This window comes from Arthrobacter sp. P4_H3, assembly GCF_056400885.1.
Genome location: NZ_JBFUKK010000003.1, coordinates 213,312 through 238,650, shown reverse-complemented (window position 1 = coordinate 238,650; position 25,339 = coordinate 213,312). Strand labels below are relative to the sequence as shown.

25 protein-coding genes are annotated in these 25,339 nt (G+C 65.0%); 12 read left to right on the top strand and 13 right to left on the bottom strand.

Going from position 1 to position 25,339, the window contains the following annotated elements; genetic code table 11:
* Positions 1-12: 12 nt before the first annotated feature.
* The 5 genes from AC1DRE_RS06350 to AC1DRE_RS06330 all read right to left on the bottom strand — a co-directional run bounded on the left by AC1DRE_RS06350 (position 13) and on the right by AC1DRE_RS06330 (position 5,887).
* Positions 13-933 carry an AEC family transporter gene (locus AC1DRE_RS06350; protein ID WP_476983827.1) on the bottom strand — a complete coding sequence of 307 codons (921 nt, stop codon included), beginning with the start codon at positions 931-933 and terminating at the stop codon, positions 13-15.
* A gap of 53 nt (positions 934-986) precedes the next feature.
* A complete protein-coding gene (locus tag AC1DRE_RS06345; protein ID WP_476983826.1) occupies positions 987-2,315 on the bottom strand; it encodes an enolase C-terminal domain-like protein in 1,329 nt (442 codons plus the stop codon).
* Positions 2,312-3,928, bottom strand: coding sequence for an aldehyde dehydrogenase (NADP(+)) (locus AC1DRE_RS06340; RefSeq protein WP_476983825.1), 1,617 nt, complete (start codon positions 3,926-3,928; stop codon positions 2,312-2,314). The genes AC1DRE_RS06345 and AC1DRE_RS06340 overlap by 4 nt, the downstream gene beginning before the upstream one ends.
* Before the next feature lie 26 nt (positions 3,929-3,954).
* The gene (gene kdgD, locus AC1DRE_RS06335; protein WP_476983824.1) at positions 3,955-4,869 is read right to left on the bottom strand and encodes a 5-dehydro-4-deoxyglucarate dehydratase; all 915 of its coding nucleotides are present in this window, start codon (positions 4,867-4,869) and stop codon (positions 3,955-3,957) included.
* A 133-nt stretch (positions 4,870-5,002) separates the two neighbouring features.
* Positions 5,003-5,887 (bottom strand): LysR family transcriptional regulator, encoded by an 885-nt coding sequence (locus AC1DRE_RS06330; protein WP_476983823.1) that lies wholly within the window; start codon positions 5,885-5,887, stop codon positions 5,003-5,005.
* Positions 5,888-6,030: 143 nt separating this feature from the next.
* On the opposite strand from AC1DRE_RS06330, the gene AC1DRE_RS06325 reads away from it, so the two are divergent.
* From AC1DRE_RS06325 to AC1DRE_RS06310, 4 genes are read left to right on the top strand one after another with little or no spacing between them, the layout of a single operon-like run.
* The gene (locus AC1DRE_RS06325; protein WP_476983822.1) at positions 6,031-7,032 is read left to right on the top strand and encodes a Bug family tripartite tricarboxylate transporter substrate binding protein; all 1,002 of its coding nucleotides are present in this window, start codon (positions 6,031-6,033) and stop codon (positions 7,030-7,032) included.
* 5 nt (positions 7,033-7,037) lie between these two features.
* Entirely contained in the window at positions 7,038-7,616 is a 579-nt protein-coding gene (locus AC1DRE_RS06320) for a tripartite tricarboxylate transporter TctB family protein (RefSeq protein WP_476983821.1), read from the top strand.
* 9 nt (positions 7,617-7,625) lie between these two features.
* Positions 7,626-9,158 (top strand): tripartite tricarboxylate transporter permease, encoded by a 1,533-nt coding sequence (locus AC1DRE_RS06315; protein ID WP_476983820.1) that lies wholly within the window; start codon positions 7,626-7,628, stop codon positions 9,156-9,158.
* On the top strand, positions 9,155-9,559 hold the full coding sequence (locus AC1DRE_RS06310; protein ID WP_476983819.1) for a universal stress protein: 405 nt from the start codon (positions 9,155-9,157) through the stop codon (positions 9,557-9,559). The genes AC1DRE_RS06315 and AC1DRE_RS06310 overlap by 4 nt, the downstream gene beginning before the upstream one ends.
* A gap of 233 nt (positions 9,560-9,792) precedes the next feature.
* Here the strand turns inward: AC1DRE_RS06310 and AC1DRE_RS06305 are convergent, their stop codons facing one another.
* A complete protein-coding gene (locus tag AC1DRE_RS06305) occupies positions 9,793-10,482 on the bottom strand; it encodes a TetR/AcrR family transcriptional regulator (protein ID WP_476983818.1) in 690 nt (229 codons plus the stop codon).
* A 141-nt stretch (positions 10,483-10,623) separates the two neighbouring features.
* Here AC1DRE_RS06305 and AC1DRE_RS06300 point away from each other — a divergent pair, with 141 nt between their 5' ends.
* Together AC1DRE_RS06300 and AC1DRE_RS06295 are read left to right on the top strand one after the other, a co-directional pair.
* Positions 10,624-12,009 (top strand): flavin monoamine oxidase family protein, encoded by a 1,386-nt coding sequence (locus AC1DRE_RS06300; protein ID WP_476983817.1) that lies wholly within the window; start codon positions 10,624-10,626, stop codon positions 12,007-12,009.
* Positions 12,010-12,094: 85 nt separating this feature from the next.
* The gene (locus tag AC1DRE_RS06295) at positions 12,095-13,609 is read left to right on the top strand and encodes an APC family permease (RefSeq protein WP_476983816.1); all 1,515 of its coding nucleotides are present in this window, start codon (positions 12,095-12,097) and stop codon (positions 13,607-13,609) included.
* Between the two features lie 19 nt (positions 13,610-13,628).
* Here AC1DRE_RS06295 and AC1DRE_RS06290 read toward each other — a convergent pair whose 3' ends face one another.
* Positions 13,629-13,835 carry a hypothetical protein gene (locus AC1DRE_RS06290; protein ID WP_476983815.1) on the bottom strand — a complete coding sequence of 69 codons (207 nt, stop codon included), beginning with the start codon at positions 13,833-13,835 and terminating at the stop codon, positions 13,629-13,631.
* Positions 13,836-13,959: 124 nt separating this feature from the next.
* Here AC1DRE_RS06290 and AC1DRE_RS06285 point away from each other — a divergent pair, with 124 nt between their 5' ends.
* Positions 13,960-14,442: a pyridoxamine 5'-phosphate oxidase family protein gene (locus AC1DRE_RS06285; protein WP_476983814.1), complete on the top strand. Its 483-nt coding sequence runs from the start codon at positions 13,960-13,962 to the stop codon at positions 14,440-14,442.
* 3 nt (positions 14,443-14,445) lie between these two features.
* Here the strand turns inward: AC1DRE_RS06285 and AC1DRE_RS06280 are convergent, their stop codons facing one another.
* Entirely contained in the window at positions 14,446-15,051 is a 606-nt protein-coding gene (locus tag AC1DRE_RS06280; protein WP_476983813.1) for a DUF6919 domain-containing protein, read from the bottom strand.
* A 100-nt stretch (positions 15,052-15,151) separates the two neighbouring features.
* The gene (locus AC1DRE_RS06275) at positions 15,152-15,733 is read right to left on the bottom strand and encodes a hypothetical protein (protein ID WP_476983812.1); all 582 of its coding nucleotides are present in this window, start codon (positions 15,731-15,733) and stop codon (positions 15,152-15,154) included.
* A 167-nt stretch (positions 15,734-15,900) separates the two neighbouring features.
* Here AC1DRE_RS06275 and AC1DRE_RS06270 point away from each other — a divergent pair, with 167 nt between their 5' ends.
* Positions 15,901-16,290, top strand: a complete 390-nt coding sequence (locus tag AC1DRE_RS06270; RefSeq protein ID WP_476983811.1) for a VOC family protein — start codon at positions 15,901-15,903, stop codon at positions 16,288-16,290.
* A gap of 61 nt (positions 16,291-16,351) precedes the next feature.
* A complete protein-coding gene (locus tag AC1DRE_RS06265; RefSeq protein ID WP_476983810.1) occupies positions 16,352-16,531 on the top strand; it encodes a PspC domain-containing protein in 180 nt (59 codons plus the stop codon).
* Here AC1DRE_RS06265 and AC1DRE_RS06260 read toward each other — a convergent pair.
* The 4 genes from AC1DRE_RS06260 to AC1DRE_RS06245 all read right to left on the bottom strand — a co-directional run bounded on the left by AC1DRE_RS06260 (position 16,515) and on the right by AC1DRE_RS06245 (position 21,786).
* Positions 16,515-17,579, bottom strand: coding sequence for a LacI family DNA-binding transcriptional regulator (locus AC1DRE_RS06260; RefSeq protein WP_476983809.1), 1,065 nt, complete (start codon positions 17,577-17,579; stop codon positions 16,515-16,517). The genes AC1DRE_RS06265 and AC1DRE_RS06260 overlap by 17 nt on opposite strands.
* Before the next feature lie 58 nt (positions 17,580-17,637).
* A complete protein-coding gene (locus AC1DRE_RS06255; RefSeq protein WP_476983893.1) occupies positions 17,638-20,229 on the bottom strand; it encodes a GH32 C-terminal domain-containing protein in 2,592 nt (863 codons plus the stop codon).
* Positions 20,230-20,331: 102 nt separating this feature from the next.
* Positions 20,332-21,537: a NosD domain-containing protein gene (locus tag AC1DRE_RS06250; protein WP_476983808.1), complete on the bottom strand. Its 1,206-nt coding sequence runs from the start codon at positions 21,535-21,537 to the stop codon at positions 20,332-20,334.
* Positions 21,538-21,594: 57 nt separating this feature from the next.
* Positions 21,595-21,786 carry a hypothetical protein gene (locus AC1DRE_RS06245; protein WP_476983807.1) on the bottom strand — a complete coding sequence of 64 codons (192 nt, stop codon included), beginning with the start codon at positions 21,784-21,786 and terminating at the stop codon, positions 21,595-21,597.
* A 344-nt stretch (positions 21,787-22,130) separates the two neighbouring features.
* Between AC1DRE_RS06245 and AC1DRE_RS06240 the strand changes: the two genes are divergently transcribed.
* The 3 genes from AC1DRE_RS06240 (at position 22,131) to AC1DRE_RS06230 (ending at position 25,332) form a co-directional block, all read left to right on the top strand.
* The gene (locus AC1DRE_RS06240) at positions 22,131-23,408 is read left to right on the top strand and encodes an ABC transporter substrate-binding protein (protein WP_364124603.1); all 1,278 of its coding nucleotides are present in this window, start codon (positions 22,131-22,133) and stop codon (positions 23,406-23,408) included.
* An 83-nt stretch (positions 23,409-23,491) separates the two neighbouring features.
* On the top strand, positions 23,492-24,379 hold the full coding sequence (locus AC1DRE_RS06235) for a carbohydrate ABC transporter permease (RefSeq protein WP_364124600.1): 888 nt from the start codon (positions 23,492-23,494) through the stop codon (positions 24,377-24,379).
* A complete protein-coding gene (locus AC1DRE_RS06230) occupies positions 24,379-25,332 on the top strand; it encodes a carbohydrate ABC transporter permease (RefSeq protein WP_104174670.1) in 954 nt (317 codons plus the stop codon). The genes AC1DRE_RS06235 and AC1DRE_RS06230 overlap by 1 nt, the downstream gene beginning before the upstream one ends.
* Positions 25,333-25,339: the final 7 nt, after the last annotated feature.

The following is a 25,339-nucleotide window of genomic DNA, read 5'->3' as shown; positions in this document are numbered from 1 at the left end:
CGGGCACCGAAGCTAGTGAACCAGCCAGGCCACAACGAGCAGCGCGCCGATGCTCAGCAGGGTGGTGCAGAGGATCACGTCGCGCGCCACGGTCATTCCGCGGCCGTAGGGGGAGGCGAACAGGAACACGTTCTGGGCCGTGGGCAGCGCGGCCATGATGACGCTGGCCAGGAGGTGCTGCCCCTCCAGCCCGAAGACGAAGCGGCCCAGGACCCACACAACGAGCGGCATTCCGGCAATCTTCAGGAACGTTGCCACGAGCGTCTCAGTGCGGCCGTCGCCCTTCTGCAGCGGGGCCCGGCCGGCGAGTGACAGCCCGAAGGCCAGCAGCACCATCGGTACGGCTCCGCCGGCCAGCATGTCGATGGGCTTCTGCAGCAGTTCGGGCGCGGTCCAGCCGGTCAGTGCCACGACGGCGCCCAGTCCAGAGGCGATGATCATCGGATTGGCGAAGGGCTGAAGAAGTAGCTTCTTCCAGGAGATCTTGGAACCGGAGGCGACGCCCAGCACCGTGAGGTAGAACGGCGCCATTACCAGGATCTGTACCAGGAGCACCGGGGCAACGTGCTGTGCCGTGCCCACTGCGTAGAGGGAGACCGGGATGCCGATGTTGTTCGCATTGGCATAGCTGCTGGCCATGGCACCCACCGCAGTTTCGGCGGCGGGACGGCGGAAGAACAGGAAGCTCGCCAGGCAATAGAGGAGCCCCACTATCGCTGCCGAGAGCAGCGCCAGCGGGGCGTCCGTTCCGAGTGCAGCCCGGATATCGCTGCCGGCAACCACTGTGAACAGCAAGGCCGGGTTGGTGACGTAATAGGCGGTGCGGGTCAGGGCGCCTTGGATTTCGGGCCCCAGGATCCGGAGCCGGGCAGCGAAATAGCCCACGGCAATGACGGCGGAGATGATCAGTATTCCGGAGACAACGCCGCCCAAAATGCGCCCTTCTATTTAACTGTCTGCTTTGTACTTAGTGTTCGAGAGGGACCCTAGCGCACCAGGCAGGGGCGCTTGGGATCAAACGCCCAGCCGTCGATGTAGTACTGCATGCCAATGCTGTCGTCGCGGGCATCCAGGCCGTGCTCCAGGTACAGCTGGTGCGCCTTGTCCAGGGCATCGCGGTCCAGTTCGATGCCCAGCCCGGGAGCGGCCGGAACCTCGATGGCGCCGTTCCTGATCTGCAGCGGTTCCTTGGTGAGCCCCTGCCCGTCCTGCCAGATCCAGTGCGTATCCAGCGCCGTGATCTCGCCCGGCGCGGCTGCCCCGGTGTGCGTGAACATGGCCAGCGAAATATCGAAGTGGTTGTTCGAGTGCGAGCCCCAGGTGAGCCCGAATTCATGGCACAGCTGCGCCACCCGGACGGAACCGTGCATGGTCCAGAAATGGGGGTCCGCCAGGGGAATGTCCACGGCGTTGCTGCGGATGGCGTGCGACATTTCGCGCCAGTCCGTGGCGATCATGTTGGTAGCGGTCTTGAGCCCGGTGGCGTGGCGGAATTCCGCCATGACTTCACGTCCCGAGAAGCGTCCCTCGGCGCCGCAGGGATCTTCGGCGTAGGCCACCACGCCCTGCATCCGCTTCCCGAGACGGATGGCCTCCTCCAGGAGCCAGCCGCCGTTCGGGTCGAGGGTAACCCTGGCGTCGGGGAAGCGCTTGGCCAGCGCGGTGACCACATCCACTTCGTCGTCGCCGGACAGCACGCCGCCCTTGAGCTTGAAGTCACTGAACCCGTAACGCTCCTGCGCGGCTTCCGCCAACGCAACCACCGCTGCAGGCGTCATCGCCTCCTGCCGGCGCAGCCTCTCCCAACGGTCCGCCGGGGCATCCTCCACGAGGTACGGCAGGTCCGTCCGCCGGCGGTCACCGATGAAAAAGAGGTAACCGAGCATGGGGACAGCAGTGCGCTGCTGCCCGTCGCCGAGCAGTTCCGCGACGGGGACGCCCAGAAACTGGCCGTGAAGGTCCAGTAGGGCCGATTCGACGGCGGTGACGGCGTGGACGGTGGTGCGGAGGTCGAAGGTCTGCAGCCCGCGGCCGCCGGCGTCGCGGTCGGCGAATTCCGCCGCGATCTCGCGCAGCAGGGAACGGTAGCGGGCCACCGGTTTGCCGGAGATGAAGGCCCCGGCCTCCTCGATCGTGGTGCGGATCTTCTCGCCGCCGGGGACTTCGCCGAGGCCGGAGCGGCCGTCCGAATCGGTAATGATCACCACGTTGCGGGTGAAAAACGGTCCGTGTGCGCCGCTGAGATTCATCAGCATGCTGTCGTGCCCTGCGACGGGAACTACCTCAACCTTGGCGATCGTTGGCTGCGTGCTCATGCGTTGACCTCGTCCTTTGCGTCGGCGGCGGCTCCGGCCTTCTCAATAACGCCGTCGATCCGGCGGTTCAGGTGCCAGGGGTTGGGGTCCTGCAGCGGTGCCGGGAGGAGTTCCTGGGGCAGGTTCTGGTAGGCGACCGGCCGCAGGAAGCGGTTGATCGCCAGGGTTCCTACCGAGGTGGTCTTGGTGTCGGAGGTTGCGGGGAAGGGGCCGCCGTGGACCATGGCGTGGCCTACTTCGACGCCGGTGGGCCAGCCGTTGACGATGATGCGCCCGACCTTCTGCTCGAGTGCGGGGAGCAGCTGGGCCGCCGTCGGGTAGTCCTCTTCGGTGAGCTGCAGGGAGGCGGTGAGCTGGCCTTCGAGCCGGTTGGTGGCCTGGATCAGTTCCTCGGCGGTGGAGTAGCGGATCACCAGGCTGGCAGCGCCGAAGATCTCGGCGTGCAGCACGTGGTTGGAGACGAAGTCGGCGATGTCGGTGCCGAAGATGGTCGGTGCCGGCGCGTTCTCGGTAGTGCCGGGGGTGCCCTGCCCGACGACGGTCACGTTGTCGGCGGAACCGAGCGCCTCGGCGCCGTTGTTCCAGGAACCGGCGATGCCTGCGGTCAGCATCGTCTGGCCTGCACAGGCGGAGACTGCGCGTCCGACGGCGGCAGCCAGTTTGTCGCCTGCCTCGCCGGCCGGGGCGAACAGCAGGCCGGGGGAGGTGCAGAGCTGCCCTGAACTTCCGGTGACGGCCGCGACGTACTGCTGGGCGAGTGCGTCGACATCACCCTTGAGGGCGCCGGGGAAGACGAAGACCGGGTTGAGCGAAGACATTTCCGCGTAGACCGGGATGGGCTCGGGCCGTGCCGCCGCGGTGCGCATCAGGGCGATGCCGGCGCTTTGCGAGCCGGTGAAGCCCACGGCCTTGATGGCAGGGTCCGCCACGAGGGCCTGGCCGATGCTGGCCCCGGGCCCGTAGATGAGCGAGAAGACGCCCGGGTGCAGCCCTGAGTCGCGGACGGCCTTCACGATGGCCTGGCCGACGAGCTCGCCCGTGCCGGGGTGGGCGTTGTGGGCCTTGAAGACCACCGGGCACCCCGCGGCGAGGGCCGAGGCGGTGTCTCCTCCCGCCGTCGAGAAGGCCAGCGGGAAGTTGCTGGCGCCGAAGACGGCCACCGGTCCCAGCGGGATCTGGCGCTGGCGGATGTCCGCCCGGGGGAGCGGCGTGCGTTCCGGCAGGGCGGGATCGATGCGGACGCCGCGGAAGTCGCCCTGGCGGACCACGGAGGCGAACAGGCGGAGCTGGCCGGTGGTGCGGGCACGTTCGCCCTGCAGTCGGGCTGCGGGGAGTCCGGTCTCCTGTCCCGCGCGGATGATCAGTTCGTCGCCGATGGCTTCGATGTTGTCCGCGATGGCATCGAGGAATGCGGCGTGCGTGTCCGGGTCCAGTGTGCTGAAAGACGCGTACGCCTCCGCGGCTGCGGCGGTGGCTGACTTGAGCTGCTCGTCGGTGAGCAGGGTATAGGCGGGTTCCAGCTGTTCGTTGCTGGCGGGGTTGAAGCCAAAGGCGGTCTTGCCTTCGCCTGCGACGGGCTGCCCTGCGATGAGGGAATGTCCGGTGAGTGTCACTGTGGTTACTCCTAGGAGGTGGTGGATCAGGAGACGGTGGCGATGAGGGCTTTGAGGTCGGCCAGATCCTGCGGCGCCAGGTTCTGCAGCGGCGGGCGGACTCCGCCGGCCGAGCGGCCGATGGCGTCCAGGCCGCCCTTGACGATGGACACGGAGTAGCCCTTGACCCTGTCGCGGATATCCAGGTACGGGATCACGAAATCGTTGAGCTTCTTGTTGACGGCGACGCGGTCCTGGTTGCGCACGTCCTGGTAGAAGTCCAGGGCGAACTGCGGGACGAAGTTGTACATGGCGCTGGAGTAGGTGCTCATGCCCAGTTGCAGCAGCGGGAGGGCGAAGGTTTCCGCCGTGGGCAGGCCGCCGAGGTAGAACAGCCGGTCACCGAGCTTGGCGTAGACGCGGGCGTCGTGTTCGAGGTCGCCCACACCGTCCTTGAAGCCGATCAGGTTCTCGTGGCGCTCGGCCAGGGTGGCTACGGTGGTGTCCTTGTAGATCGCGTTGGCACGGTTGTAGATGATGACACCGAGCGAGGTGGAGCTGCAGACCGCGCTGACGTGGTCAATCAGGCCGCCCTGATCTGCTTCGGTCAGGTAGGGCGGCAGGAGCAGGATCCCGTTCGCGCCGGCCGCTTCGGCGGCCTGGGCGTTTTCAATGGCCTGGGCCGTCGAGCCGCCGGCCGAGGCCAGGACGGGAACAATGTTTCCCACCTCCTCGACAGCGGCGCGGACCACGCGGGCCGATTCGGCCGGAGTGAGGGAGAAGCCCTCGCCCGTGCCGCCGGCGGCGAAGAGGCCTGCCACCGGGAAGCTGGCCTGCCAGGCCAGGTGCTTGCGGTAGTTCTCCTCGTCGAACTGGAGCTGCGAGTCGAACGAGGTCACCGGGAAGGAGAGCAGCCCGTCTTTGAGAACGCTGGCAAGTTCCTGGGGTGAATGTTTGGCCACGATGAGTCCTCCATGTCGGCGCCGCGTCGGTGCGGCAGTTGATGTGTTCTCCTTCAGCCTAGGGAGCCTGATGATGCATGTCTAAGTTCATTTTTGTATGCATTGATACCATCTGTGCATCACTCGTGTTGGGTCAGTTCTCCTGGAACTCGAGGGACCTTAGGGCCCGGGCGAGGGCAGGGTTGGTGATGCTGCGGTTCCAGATGGCGTGGAGCTCCACGGGATCGTTGACGCTGCTCTGAAGCGGCAGGAATTCAACGCCGTGGACGCCCAGCAGGGTCGCCGAGTGCGGCACGAACGCCACACCCCGTTTGGCGGCGACCAGGGACACCATGGTCAGGATCTGGCTGACGGTGTGGACCACGTTTGCGTGCTGGATGGAGATCATCCGCACCACGAGGTCGTAGAAATACCGGGCTTGGGTCGATGAATGCATGATGAGCGGCTGGTCCCGGAGGTCCTCTTCGGTGATGGCCCTGGTGAGGCCGGCCAGCGCGTGGCCGGACGGCACTGCCAGCACCATGGCTTCGCGGTACAGCAGGTGGGAATCGAAGACCTCATTGTCAAAGGGTGGCCGGGCAAGGCCGAGGTCGAGTTCACCGGACTGCAGCCCGGCGATCTGCTCACCGGTCACCAGTTCCTGCAGGTCGATGTCGACGTCAGGGAGCGTGGCCGCGATCTCCTCCAGCAGCGGGCCCAGGATGCTGAAGCCGCTGGCCGCCGTGAAGCCGATCCGCAGCAGGCCAGACCGCCCCGAGGCGATCCGCCTGGCTGTTATGGGCGCCCGGTCCGCCAGCGCCATCAACCGGCGGGCTTCGTCCAAAAAGGCGCGGCCTGCGGCGGTGAGCTCCACCTTGCGGTTGTCGCGCTCCAGCAGTTCTGCCCCCACCGCCTTTTCCAGCTTCTGGATTTGGCGGCTCAGGGGCGGCTGGGTCATGTTGAGGCGTTCGGCAGCCCGGCCGAAGTGGAGTTCCTCCGCCACGGCAATGAATCCTGCAAGCTGGTCAAAGGTAAACATGATGCCTTCCGGGTATCACTCGATGCATATTCGGGCTTAGACATGCATCATAGTGACTTCATACACTCGATACAGCCAACCGGCCGTGATCCGGTTCACAAACGCCCGGGGCGGTCGCCCCACAGTGCCAACGAGGAGTTCCAATGATGCACTTCCCCACCCGCCGAGCCGTACTTGGGACGGCTTCGGCCATAACGCTCCTGGCCCTGACTGCGTGCGGCAACGTTGCCGGCGGCAGTGCCGATTCGTCGAAATTTCCCAGCGGACCCATCAGCGTGACCGTGGGGCAGGCCGCCGGCGGCAGCACGGACCTGATTGCCCGGGCCGTCGCCGAGGGTGCCTCCAAGACCCTCGGCACCCCGATGCCCGTTGTCAACAAGCCTGGCGCCAACGGTGCCCTCGCCACCAAGGAAGTGGCGGGCAAGCCTGCCGACGGCCAGAACCTGCTCCTGGTGACGGCGTCGCTCGTCACCATCACGCCGCTGGCGGTCACAGCGGACGAAGCAGTCAAAATCGACGACCTTGACATCATTACCGGCCTGTCCCAGGACGACTACGCGCTGGTTGCCAGCACCCAGTCCGGGTTCAAGAGCATCAAGGACGTGACCGCGGCCGGCCGCAACATCACCTTCGGCACCACGGGCGTAGGCACCGGCAGCCAGCTGGCCCAGACCGTACTCTTCAAGCAGGCCAACGTGCAGGGCACCGACGTTCCCTTTGACAGCGGCAAGCCCGCGCTGACGGCTGTCCTGGGCAACCAGGTGGAACTGGCGACCATCCAGCTTGGCGAAGCAATGCCGCAGATCCAGGCCGGAAAGGTGGCGCCGCTGCTGGTCTTCTCCGAGGATCGGAACAGCTTCCTCCCCGAGGTCCCCACGGCCAAGGAATCCGGCTATGACGTGCCGGTGGCCCAGTACCGCGCCGTCGCAGCCCCCAAGGGGACCCCGCAGGACGTGAAGGACAAACTGCTCGCTGCCTTCAAGGAGACCTTCAAGTCGGATGCCTACAAGGAGTTCAACAAGAAGAACATGCTGACCCCGAAGGAAATCTCCGGCGAGGAAGTGGTGACGCAGTGGAAGGACTACGCCGCCAAGTACAAGTCCCTGGTTGAAAAGTACGACATCAGCCTCAGTGGAACGAAGTGATTCCAGTGAAGGAAACACCTGCAGCGGGAGCCGGCCGCAAGCCGACGGAGCTGCCGGCAGGCCAGCAAGCAGGGCTGCCGGCTGAGCTGCCGGACGACCTGACGCCGGAACAGCTTGCGGCGCAGTGGGAAGAGGAGAAGCCGCCGGCTGCCGGCCCCCTTGCCAACGCCGCGGCATCCCTGGCGGTGCTCGGCGTCGGCATCGGCGCGCTGGTCCTTTCCGTCGCTATGGGCCTGGGTACTCCGTCAGCACCGCAGCCCGGGCTGTGGCCCTTCATCATCAGCTGCGTCATGGTGGCACTGGGCCTTTTCCAGCTCATCGCGGGACGCCACAACAGGGACGCGGAGAAGTTCACCCGCATGTCCACGGCCCCGCTGACCGGGCTGGTTACGCTCGCCGCCATGGTGGCCCTGATGCCGCTGATCGGCTTTGAACTGCCCGCACTGGTGCTCTGCATCATCTGGATGCGTTTCCTGGGCGGCGAGACCTGGCGGTCCACGCTGCTCATCAGCACCATCGTCGTCGCGGCGTTCTACGGCATCTTTGTCCTGGCGCTCGGCACGTCCATCCCCCACCTCTTCTAGGAGACCCCCGTGGATTTTCTGAATCCCGTTATCAACGGATTTGCGGTTGTCCTGGAGCCGACCAACCTCCTGTACTGCCTGATCGGCGTCGTGATCGGCATGCTGATCGGCGTGCTGCCCGGACTGGGGCCCGCGGCAACCATCGCCATCCTCCTGCCGCTCACCTACAACGTGGAGCCTGTCACCGCCATCATCATGCTGGCTGGTATCTTCTACGGCGCCCAGTACGGCGGCACCATCACGTCGGTGCTCCTCCGGCTGCCCGGTGAAGCGTCCTCCGTGGTCACCGTCTTCGACGGCTACCAGATGGCAAAACAGGGCAAGGCCGGGACCGCACTGGGACTGGCCTCCATCGGCTCATTCGTCGGCGGCACCGCGTCCATCATCGGCCTGACCTTCCTTGCGCCGGTCGTGGCAAGCTTCGCACTGGATTTCGGCCCGCCGGAGTACACCGCCCTGGCGATGCTGGGCATCCTGCTCGTGGCCACCATCAGCAGCGGGTCCAAGGCCAAGGCGCTCGTCGCCGCTGCCCTCGGACTGCTGCTTGCGACGGTGGGCCGGGACATCTTCACCGGTGAAAGCCGGTTCACCTTCGGCAGCCTGGACCTCGCTGACGGCATCGACTTCGTACCGATCGCCATGGGCATCTTTGGCCTCGGCGAAATCCTCTACAACCTCGAGGAGCGCCACCGGGCTGCGAAAGCGCCCTCCAAGGTGGCCAATGTCTGGCCGTCACGGAAAGACCTGAAGCAGGCGTCCGGTGCCATTGGCCGCGGATCCGTGCTGGGCTTCTTCCTGGGAATCCTCCCCGGCGGCGGCGCCACGATCGCCTCCATGGCGTCTTACGCCATGGAAAAGAAGCGGGCCAAGCAGCCTGAGCGCTTCGGCAAGGGCGCGCCGGAGGGCGTCGCGGGACCGGAAACGGCCAACAACGCCGCGGCGACGTCGTCCTTCATCCCGCTGCTCACCCTGGGCATTCCGGCCAACGCCACCATGGCGCTGATGTTCGGCGCCCTGCTGATCCAGGGCGTCACACCGGGCCCGCAGCTTGTGGAACAGGATCCGGAGCTCTTCTGGGGCGTGGTGAACTCCATGTACATCGGCAACATCCTGCTGCTGATCATGAGCCTTCCGCTGGTGGGCATCTTTGTGAAGATCCTCCGCGTCCGGGCCGCTATCCTGGCTCCCGTCACGGCCCTCATCACGCTGATGGGCGCCTACACCATCAACAACAGCATGTTCGAGGTCTCGCTGGTGGTCGTCTTCGGCATCGTCGGCTACCTGATGAAGAAGTTCGGCTTCGAACCGGGACCGCTGGTGCTTGCGTTCGTGCTCGGCGAGCTGCTGGAAAGCTCCATGCGGCGCTCACTGCTCGTGTTCGGCGGCGACCCCATGGGCTTCTTCGGCCGTCCGATCTCCGCCACGCTGATTGTGGTATTCGTCCTGGTCGCTGTGCTGCCGGGTATCAGGGCCATGCTGGCCAAGCGCAAGGCCTCCGCAGTGGCAGAGCCTGCCCCGGCCAAAATCAAGGAGAAGGTATGAGCATCATCGTTGGATTCGTTCCCACCCCTGCGGGCGAGGCCGCCCTCACGGCGGGCATCGCCGAAGCCACCCTCCGCAACGAGGACCTGGTGATCGTCAACTCGGCCCGGGAGGGTGCGCTCGTGGACAAGTCCGTCGCGGGCGAGGACGTGCTGGCCCGGGCGGCCCAGCGTGCGGCGGAGGCCGGCGTCATGGCCAAGGTCATCCAGCCGCCCTACCATCACGACCTGGCCGATGAATTCCTGGACGTTGCCCGCGAAGCGAACGCGTCGCTGATCGTTATCGGCCTGCGGCACCGTTCGCAGGTTGGCAAATTCATCTTGGGCAGCCATGCCCAGCGCATCCTGATGCAGGCTGACCGCCCGGTCCTGGCAGTGAAAGCGGACGGCGCGCACTTCTAACGCAGGCACTTTTGGCCACTGCAAAACGACTTCCTGAGGACATCATGACCATTGTTTTGAACGCGCCTGGTGCGAAGGCTCCGCCCCGGGCCTCGAACAGCCCGCGGCACCCTTCCCGTCCGCCCCGCCCCGTCGACTGACCGCCGCCCTCCGGCGGCCCTCAACCCCTGCGGCGGCTCCCAGGCCGACCACCGGCCCGCCTGAAGCCCGGCCCTCGGGCCGCCTGAAGGCGCCTACGTCCGCAGTGCCCCCAGCCCGGAAATCAGCGCCTCGAGGCCCAGGCTGAAGGCGACGTCTGCGGGCCTTTCGTGGCCCTGGTCCGCCAGGCTCCGCACCGCTGCCGTGAAGTGGGGCGTGGATTCCGCCATGCTGCCCGGATCGAAGATGTCGGCCGGTGCCGTGACGTCGTAGGCCGAACCGAAGATAAACGACTCCAAGGCCACGATCGAGGAAACGATGCGCTCCTGGGGGAACCCGGCTGCGCGCAGTCCCTGGCTGACGGTCTCGTACATGGCCAGGGTCTGCGGCGCATCCGTAACCGGCAGGACCGCGATGACCGGGATCAGCGGAGTGTGCTTGGAGAAGACGTCCCGGTAGCTCCATGCCCACTGCCGCACCGCCTCGTCCCACGGTTCCGCGCCGAAGGCGGACACATCCACCAGCGATGCGAGGTGGTCCTCCACCAGGACCAGGACGTCCCGTTTGGATGTCACATGGTTGTAAAGGGCCGACGGCGCCACCTGCAGTGAGCGTGCCAGTGCGGCCATCGTCAGGCCGTCGTAGCCGCTCTTGCCGATCAGCCGCAGCGCGGCAGATGTAATGACCGCCTGGTCCAGCACTGCCGAGGATGGCCTTCCCGCGCGGCGCTTGGACGGAATTTCGGGGTGGCGGGAGTCCGTGGCTGGTTGTGCGGCTGCCGGCATCGTCGGCCTTTCTGGTGGCGGGGTCCCCAGCATTATTCCATTGACCCCTTCCGTGACGTCCCGGTACGCGCTATAGTTTTCCTAAATGAATGGCATTCATTTAGTGGCCCGCATCACTCCGGCGGCCACAGAGAGGACATCATGCTGGAACTTGACCGCGACGTCGTTGTCGTAGGAGCCGGCCCCTCGGGCCTCACGGCAGCCCGCGAACTGAAGAAGGCCGGCCTCAGCGTCGCCGTGCTGGAAGCGCGGGACCGCGTGGGCGGCCGCACCTGGACCGACACCATCGGCGGCGCCATGCTGGAAATCGGCGGCCAGTGGGTCTCGCCGGACCAGACGGTGCTCCTGGAACTCCTGGACGAACTGGGCCTGGAAACCTACTCCCGCTACCGTGACGGTGAATCCGTCTACATGGGCGCCGACGGGAAGAAGACCCGCTACACGGGGGACTCCTTCCCGGTCAGCGAAGCCACCGCCGCCGAAATGGACAAGCTGATTGGCCTGCTGGACGGGCTGGCGGCGGAAATCGGCCCCACCGAACCCTGGGCCCACCCCAAGGCGCGCGAACTGGACACCATTTCCTTCCACCACTGGCTCCGCCGGAACTCCCCGGATGAGGAGGCCTGCAACAACATCGGCCTGTTCATCGCCGGCGGGATGCTGACCAAGCCCGCGCACGCATTTTCCGCGCTGCAGGCCGTGCTGATGGCAGCTTCCGCGGGATCGTTCACCCACCTGACGGATGAGGACTTCATCCTGGACAAGCGGGTTGTGGGCGGAATGCAGCAGGTCTCACTGCTGCAGGCGCGGGAACTGGGTGACGACGTCGTGCTTAACAGCCCGGTGCGCACCATCAACTGGACTGAAGAGCCCGACGGCGGCCCGCGCGTCACCGTCGTGTCCGAGCGGGCCGCCGTCAACGCCCGTTATGTGATCATGGCGGTGCCGCCGAACCTGTATTCCCGGGTCTCCTTCAACCCGCCGCTGCCCCGCCGCCAGCACCAGATGCACCAGCACCAGTCCCTGGGCCTGGTCATCAAGGTGCACGCCGTCTACGAGACGCCCTTCTGGCGCGAAGACGGGCTCTCCGGAACCTGCTTCGGCGCCGGCTCGCTGGTGCAGGAGGTCTACGACAACACCAACCACGGGGATTCCCGAGGCACCCTGGTCGGCTTTATTTCGGATGAGAAGGCCGACGCCGTCTTCGAGCTCAGCGCCGGGGACCGCCGCCGCGCCGTCCTCGAATCCATCGCGGCCTTCCTGGGGGACAAGGCACTCGAGCCGGAGGTGTACTACGAATCCGACTGGGGCTCCGAGGAGTGGACGCGCGGGGCCTACGCCTCCAGCTACGACCTCGGCGGCCTGCACCGCTACGGCAAGGACCAGCACCAGCCGGTGGGGCCCATCTACTGGAGCTCCTCCGACCTCGCGGCCGAGGGGTACCAGCACGTGGACGGAGCCATCCGGATGGGGCAGTTGACTGCCGCCCGCGTAGCCGCCGTCGCCAGGGTCACCGCCCCGGCCTAGGGAGCGGGTTTCGGCGGCGCCTGCCGCCGGAACCTGGCGCCCCCGCCATTCAACGTCGAATGAATCCTCCGGAGAGGCAACTCCCATGTCAACCGCAACCCAGCCAGGCAAGGGTGCACGCAAAACCCTGAGCGAAAAGGGACTGAAGGCCGGATCCGTGGGGCTGATCGGCGCCGTCGTCATCGGGGTGTCCTGCATTGCCCCGGCGTACACCCTCACTGCAGCGCTCGGCCCCACCGTCTCCGAGGTGGGCGTCCACCTTCCGGCGATCTTCCTGGTGGGCTTCATCCCAATGCTGCTCGTTGCGCTGGGCTACCGCGAACTCAACAACGCAATGCCCGACGCCGGAACCTCCTTCACGTGGGCAACGCGCGCCTTTGGGCCGTGGATCGGCTGGATGGGCGGCTGGGGCCTGATCGCCGCCACCATCATTGTGCTGTCCAACCTCGCCGCCGTGGCCGTGGACTTCTTCTACCTCATGCTGGCCCAGCTCTTCAGCAACCCTGAACTGGGCGGGCTGAGCAGGAACCTGCCCCTCAATATCGCTACCACCCTGGTGTTCATCGCGCTGGCCTGCTGGGTGTCTTATCGCGGCATGGAAGCCACGAAGGGCGTCCAGTATGTCCTGGTGGCGTTCCAGGTCCTGGTGCTCGGCTGGTTCGCGGTGGCGGCATTCAGCCACGTTGCCAACGGCTCGGCCTTCGATGCCACAGCCATCTCGCCGGACTGGTTCAACCCGTTCGCCGTGGACTCCTTCTCGTCCTTCGCGGCCGGTGTGTCGCTGTCGATCTTCATCTACTGGGGCTGGGACGTCACGCTGACCATGAACGAGGAGACCCGTAATCCGGAAAAGACGCCGGGCCGGGCCGCGACCGTCACGGTCCTGGTGATCGTGGTCATCTACATGACCGTGGCGCTGGCCACGCTGTCCTTCGCGGGAATCGGCGAGGAAGGGCTGGGCGCCGGAAACCCCGAGAACCAGTCCAGCATCTTTGCCGTGCTCGCCGGTCCGGTGATGGGCCCGTTCGCCATCCTGATGTCCCTGGCCATCCTGAGCAGCTCGGCCGCGTCCCTGCAGTCCACGTTCGTGTCACCGGCCCGGACCCTGCTGGCCATGGGCCATTACAAGGCGCTGCCACTGAAGTTCGGAAATGTCAGTCCCCGCTACAAGTCCCCGGGCTACGCCACGGTGGCCGCTGCCGTGGCGGCCGCCGCCTTCTACGTGATCACCCGGACCACGTCCGAGAACGCGCTCTGGGACACCATCACCGCGCTCGGCATGATGATTTGCTTCTACTACGGCATCACGGCTCTGGCCTGCGTCTGGTTCTTCCGTGCCCAGGCCTTCAGCGGACCCCGCGCATTCCTTTTCAAGTTCCTGGCACCACTGCTGGGTGGAGTCATCCTGCTGGTGATGTTCGTCAAGACGGCCTACGACTCCATGGACCCTGGCTACGGATCGGGCTCCTCCATTGGCGGCGTGGGGCTGGTGTTCATCCTTGGCATGGGAGTGATCCTGCTGGGCGCGGCGCTCATGCTGGTCATGGCGAAACTTCGCCCGGAATTCTTCAAGGGGCAGGTCCTGGCCCGCGGGATCTAAGGCCAGGCGGGATCTGGGGTCAGACGCTGTTCCTGGCACGCGCCCGCGAGGCCCTGATCATCATCGAAATGCTGATCGCTTCCACCACGGCAATGGCAGCGCACATCCAGTAGAGGCCGTTCAGGGCGACCAGGACGATGGCGATCAGGCCGGTTACGACGGTGACGATGACCGGCATCAGCCAATCCGGTCGCACCGATTTGGGTGTGGTGTCCGGCGTGGTCATGAGTTGCTCCTGGGATTGGGTGGCTTGGGGCAAGTGCGGCCCGCCGTTGAAAGTAAGCACGCTTACTAATAGGCTGGGCCGGGTGGGGACCTTCCCCAGCTTGGACCAGAACGGGGTGAAAAGCATGTCTGACACTGAGAGCATCAGCAAAGTCACGGAGATCATCAACGGTTCCCATATCGGGATGCTGACCACCATCGACGAAGAAGGCGCCCTCGTCAGCCGGCCGCTTGCCGTCCAGGAAGTAAAGGACGACGGCGACATGTGGTTCTTCACGTCGTCGGAAACTTCCCAGGTGGCGCACGTCCGCGCCGACCCGCGCGTGAATGTGTCCTTCGGGAAGAACACCGAATGGGTGTCGGTGGCCGGCACGGCTGAAGTGATCACGGACAGGCAAAAGATCCACGGCATGTGGAACCAGGTGGTTGAAGCATGGTTCCCGGACGGACCGGACACCCCGGAAGTGGTCCTGCTGCGGGTCGACTCGGATTCGGCGGAGTACTGGACCAGCCCCGGCGGCAGGGCGGCAACGGTGCTTCAGTGGATCAAGTCCAAGGTGACGCACAGCCGCATGAGTGTCGGCGAGAGCGGAACCGTGGGCCTGTAGTCCTCACTGCTGTTGCCGGAGTGCCGACAGCACCTCCGGCAGCAGCACGTCGTTCCGTCCCCACACCGGGTCCAGGACCTCCACGTACCAGGAATCGGCCAGGACCAGGGCCAGCGATTCGTTGGTTTCATCCGACCAGTCGCGGAGCTGGTCTTCGTCCACAGGGTTTTCGCTGGACCCGAGCACCGTAACCACGTCGGCGCCGTCGAACGTGACCGGTACTGCCGCTGCGCTCGTTTCACCGGGGGCATGGCCGATGGTGATGAGCTCGGACCGGGTGGACAGGGCCATAAGTTCGGCTGCCGCCGCTGCGCTGCAGAAGCCGGTCACGTACTGGCGCTGTGCATGGCCGTCGTCGGAGCGCACGCCCGGCTGGGATTCCTTCGTGAACAGCCCGCTTCGGTTAATTTCCGCGAGGTCGGCGGCAATGGGCCGGGTCTCCTCGTCGAAGCTGGGCGCAAAGGTGCCGGGCTGGTATTCGCTCCGGGACTCAAGCCACCGGGCGGTGAGTTCACCGGCTGCTGCGAGCGTGGTGGCCTGCCGCCAGACTCCCCGGTCCGATCGCAACCTGCCGTGCTGGTCTCGTGTGTCCGTGACTAAAGGCTCCATTATGGGATGCTACCGCCGCCGGCTCAGGCCGGCCCAATGTACCCGACACACCGGTTAACGTCCGCGGTGAATTTCCCGCGGCTTACGGCGGCCTGGCGACTCAGGGGGAAGGGACACCAGCTGCAGCTTCCGCCCGCCCCAGGGCATGTTCCAGCCGGGCGACGGCGGGAAGGTAGGCCGCGGCTTCGACGGCACGGAGCCGTTCGGCCTCTTTCATGGCTTTGATCAGGGCCGCCGTTTCGGGCCGTCGCACGTCGGTCATATCCGGGAAGTCGATGCAGCACGCAGGATCGAGCTCGTAACGCTGCCACCGGGCCAGCACCGTCCGGTGACGTGCGGCCGCCGCCTCGAGGTCCTGGTGTGTGGCGGCCCGGTGCAGCCGCTCGTCCTGCCAGGCCAGCACGCGGGGACTCCACACAAAGGACGCCACCGCCGTAACTGCGGCGAGGGAACCCGTTGCCAGGCCCAGCCAGGGTGACGCAAGGGAGGGGATCAGGACAGCCGGGAACACGATCACCAGTCCGGCGAAGGCGTCCCAGAAGACGGCGTCGAGCTGCCCGGCGTCGCGCCCGGCGTGGTACCGCGCCGAAAAGACCGCACCGGCCACGCCGCACACTACAACGACGGCACAGACGGCCAGCTGCAGGGGCCCCATGGGGACCGACTCCGTAATGACAGACACCGCTCCACCTCCGACGGAACCTGACCGGGGTGGCTGGGTTCCGTTAATTCCATTGGAATCCCGGCAGGCCCGGCCGTCAATGGGCAGGAGTCCCGACGTGTCCTTCCCGGGCTTTTTCCGGCCCGGTCCCGTTCCGGCGCGGACGGCGCACGGGTAGCCTAGGCACCATGCGACTAAAAATGTGCAGCATCCACGTCAAGGATCCGGCCTCGGCCCACCAGTTCTACACGGAGACCCTCGGTTTCGAGACCCTCATGGTCATGCCCGAATACAACCTGTACATCGTCAAGGATCCCGGCTCCAATGGGGGCAGTTCCGCGTCTGTGGGGCTGCTGCTGGAGCCCAGCGACAATCCCATTGGAGCGGACTACATGAACGGCCTGCACGACGCCGGGATCCCGGCGATCGTCTTCGGCGTTCCCGACGTCCGGGCCGAGTACAAGCGGCTGACTGCCCTGGGCGTCATCTTCCAGGCCGAACCGATCGAGGACCCCACCGGCATCTCAGCGGTGCTGGACGACGGCTGCGGGAACTTCGTCCAGCTGCACCAGGACTAGGGCAGGACCAGCGGCGCGGAGGTCTGGACCGGACCGGTGCCACGGCTGGTACTGTGGCCGCATGACTGCAGCTTTGGTTCGGCCCAGGAATGGCAAGATGATCGCCGGCGTCTGCGCCGGCCTAGCGGCAAGGTTCGGTATTTCGAAAGCCCTCGTCCGAATTGGCTTTGTGCTGTTCGGCCTGTTCGGCGTGGGTGAGTTGGTCTACATCGCGTTGTGGATCGTTATTCCGAAGGAATGACTTCCTGTCCTGAGCATGGTGCCGCCACCGAATCCCGCACCACCAGGGGGCATGCCAAAACGGTGGGGTGGGCTGCGAAGGGGCCCAGATCAGTCTTGCCTTCAATGGCGTCAATGAGGTTTTCCGTGGCCCAGACGCCCATCTCGTAGTGCGGCAGTGCCACCGTGGTGAGGGCCGGATGGAGGTTCTCGGCGATGAGTTCCTGGTTGTCGAAGCCAACAACCGAGAGCTCGTCCGGAATCCTGAGGCCAAGTTCGCCGGCGGCCCGGTACAGGCCCATGGCCATGCGGTCGTTGTAGCAGAACACGGCCGTTGGCCGGTCCTCCGACTGCAGCAGGCGCACCGCCGCCTGGTAGCCACCGGGAACTTCGGAGTGCTCGGACTGGACCAGTCGGGAGTGGAACTCCAGGCCGGCATCCGCGAGGGTCTCCTTGAAGGCCTTGAGCCGGGAGTGCGTGGCGGGGACGTCATCGGTGTTGTTGATCATCCCGATCCTGGTGTGCCCGGCATCGATTAGGGTCTGGACCGCCGCGCGCGCCCCACCCTCCTCATCAGGGATCACCGACGGGACGGTGTGGCCCACGTCCTCGGAATCGACCAGAACGGACGGAAGCCCGGCCAGGCTTTTCGGCACGCTGAACCGGCGGTGGTACATCGTGGCGTACAGGATGCCGTCCACCTGGCGGTCCAGCAACGCGGCAACATCGTTCTCCCTTGAATCCGCCGATCCGGAGCTGGTGGAGTTGATGATCATGATGTTGTAGCCGCGGCGCTTGGCGGTTTCTTCCGAGCCCAGGATGATCCTGCCGGCGTGCGGAGTAGTGGCGATTTCCTCGCTGATGAACCCGATCATCCCGGAGCGCTGGGTCCGCAGCGCCTGCGCCAGCCGGTTCGGGCCGTACCCGAGCCGGCGGGCAGCCTCGTGGACCCGTTCCCGGGTTTCAGCCCCCACCCGCGCGTAGGCAACATGGTTAAGGACGTGGGAGACGGTGGTGACGGACACGCCGGCCGCGGCTGCTACGTCCTTGATTCCCACTGACTTGCTCATGCGTCTCCCACGTCCTTATGTTGTTGCTGATTCTACGTGCGGCCCACGCGGGCCGCGGTCAGCCTCCCCACATGGCCCGGTTCAGGGGAGTCACCGTCATGCTTTCGAGCCGTGCGGTTCCGCCTTCGGAGAAGACCGAGATGTTGGTCGCGCCAGCGTCCGGAAAGACCTGGTCCGTGATGGTCGTCAGGCCGTCCTGGGCGAAGAGTTCCACGGATGCACGGTCCACATACAGGCGCAGGAGGAGCCGGCCATTGATCAACTCGACCCGCGGGTCGTCTACTGAACTGAAGGCTGGATGAAACCCCTCGTTGCCGGAGCTGGTCCTGTCGATGGAGAGCCGTTTCGTGGACGGAGCGTAGCCGATCCGGGTGGCTTCGGTTCCGTTGCCAAGGACCTTCAGGCCAAACGACGACGCCGTGCCGGGGGAGAACTCGGCATCAATCTGCACCACGTCCCCTGTGACCGGAAGCGTGGTGGTTCCCGGCACGATGTCCTGGGCCGGCGCCGTGTACGTGGCTGCCGTGTTCTTCAACGCATCGGCCTGGGACACCACCTGCTGCCGCAGCCGCGGGCCCATGGACGTCTGGGTCAGTACGACTTCACGCGGCAAGGCCATGGTTCCCCGCCAGGTGGTGGTTGGGGTGTCCTGGCCGTAGTCCCAGTTGTTCATCCAGCCCACCATGATGCGCTTGCCGCCGGGCGCATTGTTGAAGGACACCGTGGCGTAGTAGTCCCTACCCCAGTCCAGCCAGTCGTGCTGCTCGAGGTGGGAGGCGTCCGAGGAAACAAACTCATCCGCCAGGAGGTGTCCCCAGCCGCCGCGGTTGTTGTCCACGATCCTGATGGTGGCCTGGCTGCCCTTGTAGGCGCTGACGTCCCAGGCTTTCCACTCCAGGTGTTCGGAGTCGTTGCCGGTGGCGGTCCGGACGGTCTGGCCGTTCACCACCAGGTTCACCGTGGTTTCGTTGCTTCGGGGCTTCGCCTGCTCCGAACCCAGCACCATGTGGTCAAGCGTCAGGTGGCCCCATGGCCCCGTTGCGTTGTCCACAACCCGGATGCGCGCGATCTGGCCGTACCAGGGGGACACGTCCCAGTTCTGCCAGTTCAGGTCGCCTGAATTCGTTCCGGTTGCGGTACGCACCGGCACGCCGCCCAACAGCAGTTCGACCTGGAGCTGACCGTCAGTGCGTTGGCCACCGCCAAGAAGGAAACCGATATTGGTGTTGGTGAGGTAGAACTCCGGGGACGTTATGGTGCCCACATTGTTGTCCTGATACGGTCCGCCTTCGAAGGTGTTGATCCGTTTTCCGATGGCGAATTCACCGCCCGACGTCGAGGGGTTGACTGCCGCCTGAAAATCGCCGGCGAGCTGCCAGCCGGCTTGGGTGAGCGTTCCGGGGTAGTCGAAGCCGTCGAACAGCAGATAGCCCGGAGGGGCCTGGTTCCCCGACTGCTTGCCGGGTTCCTGCGGGTGCTTTCCGCCGCCGGCAAGGAAGTTGAGGTAGTCCTTGTCCACCGTGAAAGGTGCTGATTCCATGGTGCCAACCGGGTTGTCGCCGCCGTGGAAGCCGTTCACCAGCCCGCCTCCGATGTTGCCTGTGACCGCCATTTGTCCTGAAAGACTTCCGGGGGCGGGGGCGCTTCCCCAGGGACCGGAACTGTTCGATGGATCGTTCTGGACGTTCCAGCCGCTATAGTTGCCGCCGTTGAAGCCGGCATGGACGTTGCCGGGTGGAAGCTGGTCGGCGGGATCGATGTTGTCGGCGGTGAACGTTGTGCCGTTGAAGGTTCCGACGAAGTACTGTCCGCCGCTGCCGCCGGCGACGGCTCCGGGGTTGATGTTCACGGCGAGGACCCACTTGACGTTATTGGGGTCTCCGTCGACGGCAAGGGGGAACAGATCCGGGCATTCCCACTGCCCGCCCGTAGCATTTGCCGGACCGAAGTCGTCCAGATAGTTCCATTGCAGCAGGTCGTTGCTCTTGTAGAAGAGGACCCGGTGCTCGTCTGCTTCAACGGCGGCCATCACCCAGTAGTCCGGACCGGTCGGGTTGTCGTACCAGAAGACCTTGGGGTCGCGGAAGCTGGAGGTGTTCCTGTTGAGGACCGGGTTGTTGCCGTACTTGGTCCAGGTCTGCCCGTCGTCGGTGCTGAATGCCAGTGACTGCGCTTGTTTGCCGGCGAGGCTGGGGTGCGCGGCAGTGTAATTGCTCGTGTAGGTGGCCACCAGTGGCGGATTCTGGAGAGTGCCCAGTCCGCTGGTGTTCTGGGTGTCCACCACTACCGACCCCGAGAAGATTTCCTCGATGACCTGGCCGGATCCGTTGAAACCCCGGGGGATGGCGAGCGGCTGTTCCTCCCAGTGGATCAGGTCGGTGGAGGAAGCGTGGCCCCAGCTCATGTCCCCCCAGCGTGTCCCGTTGGGGTTGTACTGGTAATACATGTGGTATTTCCCGTTGTGGTAGACGAGCCCGTTGGGGTCGTTCATCCAGTTCGCTTCCGGAGTGTAGTGCAGGTACGGCCGGTATTGCTGGGTGGCCGGGTCCGGGTCGGTGGCCTGGGCGGTACTGGCGGCAACGGTGAATGAGGAGGCGGTGAGCGCCAGGGCCACCCCGATCGACATTATGGCTTTGGTGCGTCTTGTCATCTTTGACAGACCTTTCGTCAAGGGCTTTCGCTGCAGTACGACGACGACGGCGGACCCACCCTGGGGGCGGCGTCCGCCGTCGTTGTTATTCATGCCGTGCGGTTACGGCGTGGCCCTGAACGCGTAGTTGGACGCGAACCGCACCACCTGGTTGCTATCGCCGCTGTCCAGCACCTTCGACCCGGAAGTTGACGCGTCCAGCACAACGGTATGCACCGTGATGGCTGACACCGTGTTGTTGGTGGCGATGTAGTTGTTGTTGCCGGAAGCCACCAGGATGATGGTGGGCGTCTGCCCTGACGGTGTGACGGACCCGGAGGCCACGTCGAAGCTGAAGTGGTTTCCCGTGACGGTGTTGTTGCTGCCCGCGATGTGAACCAGTCCGAAGAGATCGTCCAGCCCGTTGTTGTAGGGCTTGAGCGGATCGAAGGGTTCCATCTGGCGCAGGAAGTGGTTGGCCCCCACAAGGTTTTCCGTGCAGCTTCCTTCAAAATTCACCATGCCGGGGTAGAACGCATGGAAACGGTTGGACGTGATGGAGGAACGCGTGCAGTCCTTGAAGTGCACGCTGCTCTTGCCCCTCGGGAAGACGTTGTTGCCCGTGACCAGCAGGCCCATGTGTCCCTCGGCGAAGATCGAGAATCCCACGTATCCGGCCCCAATGAGGTTGTCCGTGACCTTCGAGGCCTGGCCCGATCCGGCCAGCTCCACGCATGATCCGCATTCGGCCAGGAAGTTGCCGCTGACGCTCAGGGCGTCCGCATCCCTCACCACGAGGCCATGCTCGAGATACACCATTCCCATGCCTTCGACCCGGCAGGAATCGTTGGCAGAATCGATGCGAATGCCTGTTTTGCCGTTGGTGTAGTCGTTCTCGTTGGACCCGAAGGACACCCCGTCGAGGCAGAAGTTTTCGAATACCACCGCGCTGAGCCGTGGATCCCCGGTGCGGTAGACCCGGAAGGCGTCGGTGTTCCCGTCCGTGTTTTCCACCCGGACGCGGCTGCCGCCGGGATTGATCTCGTGCCAGCCTGAGGTGCTGCCGGCGTTGTAGCGGATGCTCAGGGAGGTGAAGCCGTGGCCCGATCCGCGGATGGTCAGGAAGCTGATGTCCACGTTGACGCGGGTTTTGAGGGAGTAGTCTCCCGGCGGGATGTAGATGACGGCACCGGGCTTGGACGCCTGGCTGGTCTGCTGGCTCTTGATGTCAGCGATGATGCTGTTCATGATGAGCCCGATGTCGTTGTACGGGGTGGCGGACGGATTCCCTGGCACGCTCCAGGTGGTGACGTCATAGACGGTGGTCAAAGCTGGTTCTCCTCACATCGTTGGGGGATTGAACGTTGGTGCTTTCGGTAGTCGGGACTAGAGGACGCCGATCAGGTGGCGGTGTCCCGTGGGCGGTATGCCGGCCTCGGCCGTTTCTGCCACCTGAGCGGGTGCTGCGGCGGCAGCACTGCCGGTGGCTGCCAAGGTGAAGGCAGCGCCTGCTACTGCTGCCGACGCCGTGAGGGCGCGCAGCACGCTCCGGCGGCTGATGTCCGGGATGGGTTTCATGCGTTCTCCTTTGAATGGGGTCCCCGGCTGTGCCGTACGACAGTTTGGGAAGGGGGCCGAAGGTTAAGAGCGGTTTGCCGGCGGACGGGAAGGTGCGCCGTCAGGCGGGAAGCGGAGGATGCCAAACTTGCCAAATCAGCCAAAATATGCCAAAACGGTTTGTCTGCCTGCGCCGCTGACTCTAGGGCCGCGCTGCACCGCACGTCAAGGCCCAAAATATTTCGCGTTGTGACGCTTGACACCCTTCCGTTGGCGCCCCTAAAGTGATGCCAAGTCGTTTTGGCAAAACGATTCTCCACCCCTAAACACTCTTGCCATCCCGTTCCGAGAGAAAGTCGACAGCGATGTCCACTCGAAAGACCATCTCCAGGCTCGCCTCCATCGGCGGCCTTTGCACCGCAGTCGCCCTTGTGGCCACCGGGTGCGGTGCAGGGGGCCCGGCGTCATCCGGTAGCGCTGCAAGCTCCGTCAACGTCCTCGTCGAAGCCGGCGGGCACGCCGAGCTTGCCGGCGTTGCTGAGGCCTGCAAAAAGGACACCGGCCTCGACGTCAATTTCGTCGAATTGCCCTACGACGGCCTGTTCAACAGGCTTTCCAGCGAACTCTCCTCCGGCACCGTCTCCTTCGACGTCGCCGCCTTGGACTCCGTGTGGCTCCCCAGCTTCAAGGACGCAGTCCAGCCCATCGACGAGCTGTTCACAGATGAGGCCAAGAAGGACATCTTCCCCGCGCTGGTCAAGGAAGCCAACATCGATGGCCACTTCATCGGCATGCCCGCCTGGACCAATGCCGAAATCATCCTGTACCGGAAGGACCTCTTCGAGGACGCCAAAAATAAGGCCGACTTCAAGGCAAAGTACGGCTACGAGCTGGCAGCCCCCACCACCTGGAAGCAGTACCAGGACATCTCTGAATTCTTCACCAAGGACGGCATGTACGGCACGGACGTGAAGGGCGCCGTCGAAACGGAATGGTTGGCCCACGTTCTCCAGGCTGGGTCCCCGATGGTTCTGGACGACAAGAACAACGTCGTGGTCGACAACGCGGCCCACAAGGAAGCCCTCGACTTCTACACGAGCCTTGTGAAGTCCGCACCGTCCGGAGCCGCGCAGGTTGACTGGGCCGCCGCGCAGAACCTGTTCAACCAGGGCAAGACCGCGATGACCAAGTTCTGGGCCCACGCCTACCGACAGATTCCCACCGACGCCGCTGTCTACGGCAAGGTGGGCGCGGCGCCCATGATTGGCGGATCCGCCGGCGTTGCCGGTGTCCCGGGGCCGTGGTACCTCTCCGTCCCCAAGGCGACGAAGAACGCAGACGCCGCCAAGAAGTTCATCAAGTGCGCCTACGACCACAACGATCTGGGTATCGAGTCCACGCTGGGCCTAGCCGCCCGCATCTCGGCCTTCGAGAAGTACCAGGACAAGCCCGGTTATGAGAGCTTCGGGCCACTGATCGAGACGCTCAACGGCAAAGCCACGGCAACCCGCCCGGCAACGGCGAAATGGCAGCAGATCGTGGACACCGTACTTGTTCCGACCCTGCAGAAGGCAGTGGCCGGCGGAGACAGCGCGTCCCTCCTGGCTGAGGCCAAGACCAAGATCCAGGCCCTCGTCAAGTAAGACTTCGCGGCTGGCACCGCCTGATGCTGCACTGACGGCAGAAGGGGTGCCGGCCGCGGACCCAACCAGCGGAAGAGAACCCCGTGCGTATCACTGATCGCCGCTTCGCCCTCTATTTGATGACCCCGGCAGCGTTGTTCCTCGCAGTATTCGTTGCCTACCCCCTGTTCAGGCTCGTGGCCGACAGTTTCTTCAGGATTTCCCCCGTCCTCGGCGGTCCCCGCGACTTCGTGGGCCTGGACAACTACGTCCGGGCCTTCGCCTCCGAGGCCTTCATGGGTGCGGGCTGGCGGACCCTCGCCTACACCCTGGTGGTGGTGACACTCGAGTTCGCCCTCGGTCTGGGCATGGCGCTGCTGTTCACCACCCTTGGCCGGAAGTCCCAGGTCTGGCGGACCGCCTTCCTCTACCCGCTCATGATCGCCCCGATCGTCGCCGGCCTGCTGTGGAAGTTCCTGATGATCGACAACTTCGGTCTCATCGGCACCCTCCTTCACCAGGCAGGCATCCTCTCCGACCCGAACCAGATCGGCTGGTTGTCGAATCCGGACATCGTCCTGTTCTCCGTTGCGATCCCCGACATCTGGCTGACCACCTCGTTCATGTGCCTGGTGCTCTTTGCCGGCCTCCAGAACATTCCGGGCGACCTGATCGAAGCGGCCCGGCTGGACGGGGCACGCGCACCGGCCATGCTGTTCCGGATTATCCTGCCCCTGCTCCGGCCTGTCATCGCTGTTGCGCTGGTGGTCCGCGGCATCGACGCAGCCCGCGCCTTCGACACCATCCTGATCCAGACCAACGGCGGGCCCCAGTCCGCCTCCGAAACCATGAGCCTGCTGATCTACCGGACCATGATCCGCTTCGGCGATCCCGGACTGGCAAGTGCCATGGGAACCATCTACCTGCTGGCCATGCTTGGCATTGCGTTCTTCGCCGTGGCCACCATCTGGCGGCCAGGAAAGGACACCTGATGCGCGTTGCAGAAAAAATTAAGCACGACGGTGGGATGCCGGCTGCAGTGCCTGCCCAGCCTTCTGCGGAGGCGTCCGTGCCGGCCGGCATGCGCCGGCGTCGGGCCGTGAACCGCGAAGGACTGGAGGCCGGTAAACGCAGCACGCGCACCATCCTGTGGATCCTGCTCGCAGCCTCGTTGGTGCTGTACGGCTTCCCGTTCCTCTACCTGCTGCTCACATCCTTCAAGCCCCCCATCGACACCATCGCCGTGCCGCCCACCATCCTGCCCAAGGAATGGACGCTGGTGAACTACGTCAATGCGCTGGGCCGCAGCGGCGTGGTGGCCTCCATCATCAACAGCACCCAGACGGCCATCATCAGCACGCTGCTGTCGCTGCTCCTGGCCGTTCCTGCGGCCTACGGCATCACGCGGTACAAGACCGCCAGCGGAAGGGTGTTCATCATGGCCGCGCTGGTCACCCGCATGGTGCCGCCAGTGGCCATCGGCATCCCGCTGGCTTCCATGATGGCCTCGGCCGGGCTTGCCGATACTCCGATTGCCCTGTCCATCGCCCACACCACCATTTCACTTCCCTTGTCCATCTGGCTGATGGCCAGCTTCTTCGAAGCTGTTCCACAGGACTTGGAGGAGGCAGCGACAGTGGACGGGTGTAGTAGGCTGGGCGCCCTGTGGCGGGTGGTGATCCCTGTGGTTTCCGGCGGCATCGCCGTCACCGCGATCTTCGCCTTCCTGGCCTCCTGGAACGAGTTCCTCTTCGCCCTCCTCATGACGGCGATCCGCTCCCAGACCACTCCCGTGGTCATCGCGAATTTCCAGACCCAGTTCGGCCTCGACTGGGGATCCATGACGGCACTGGCTGCCGTCTACTCGATTCCGGTCATCCTCCTCACACTTCTCCTGCAGCGCAAGATCGTCGCAGGCATGACGCTCGGCGCCGTCAAGGGCTGAGAAACCA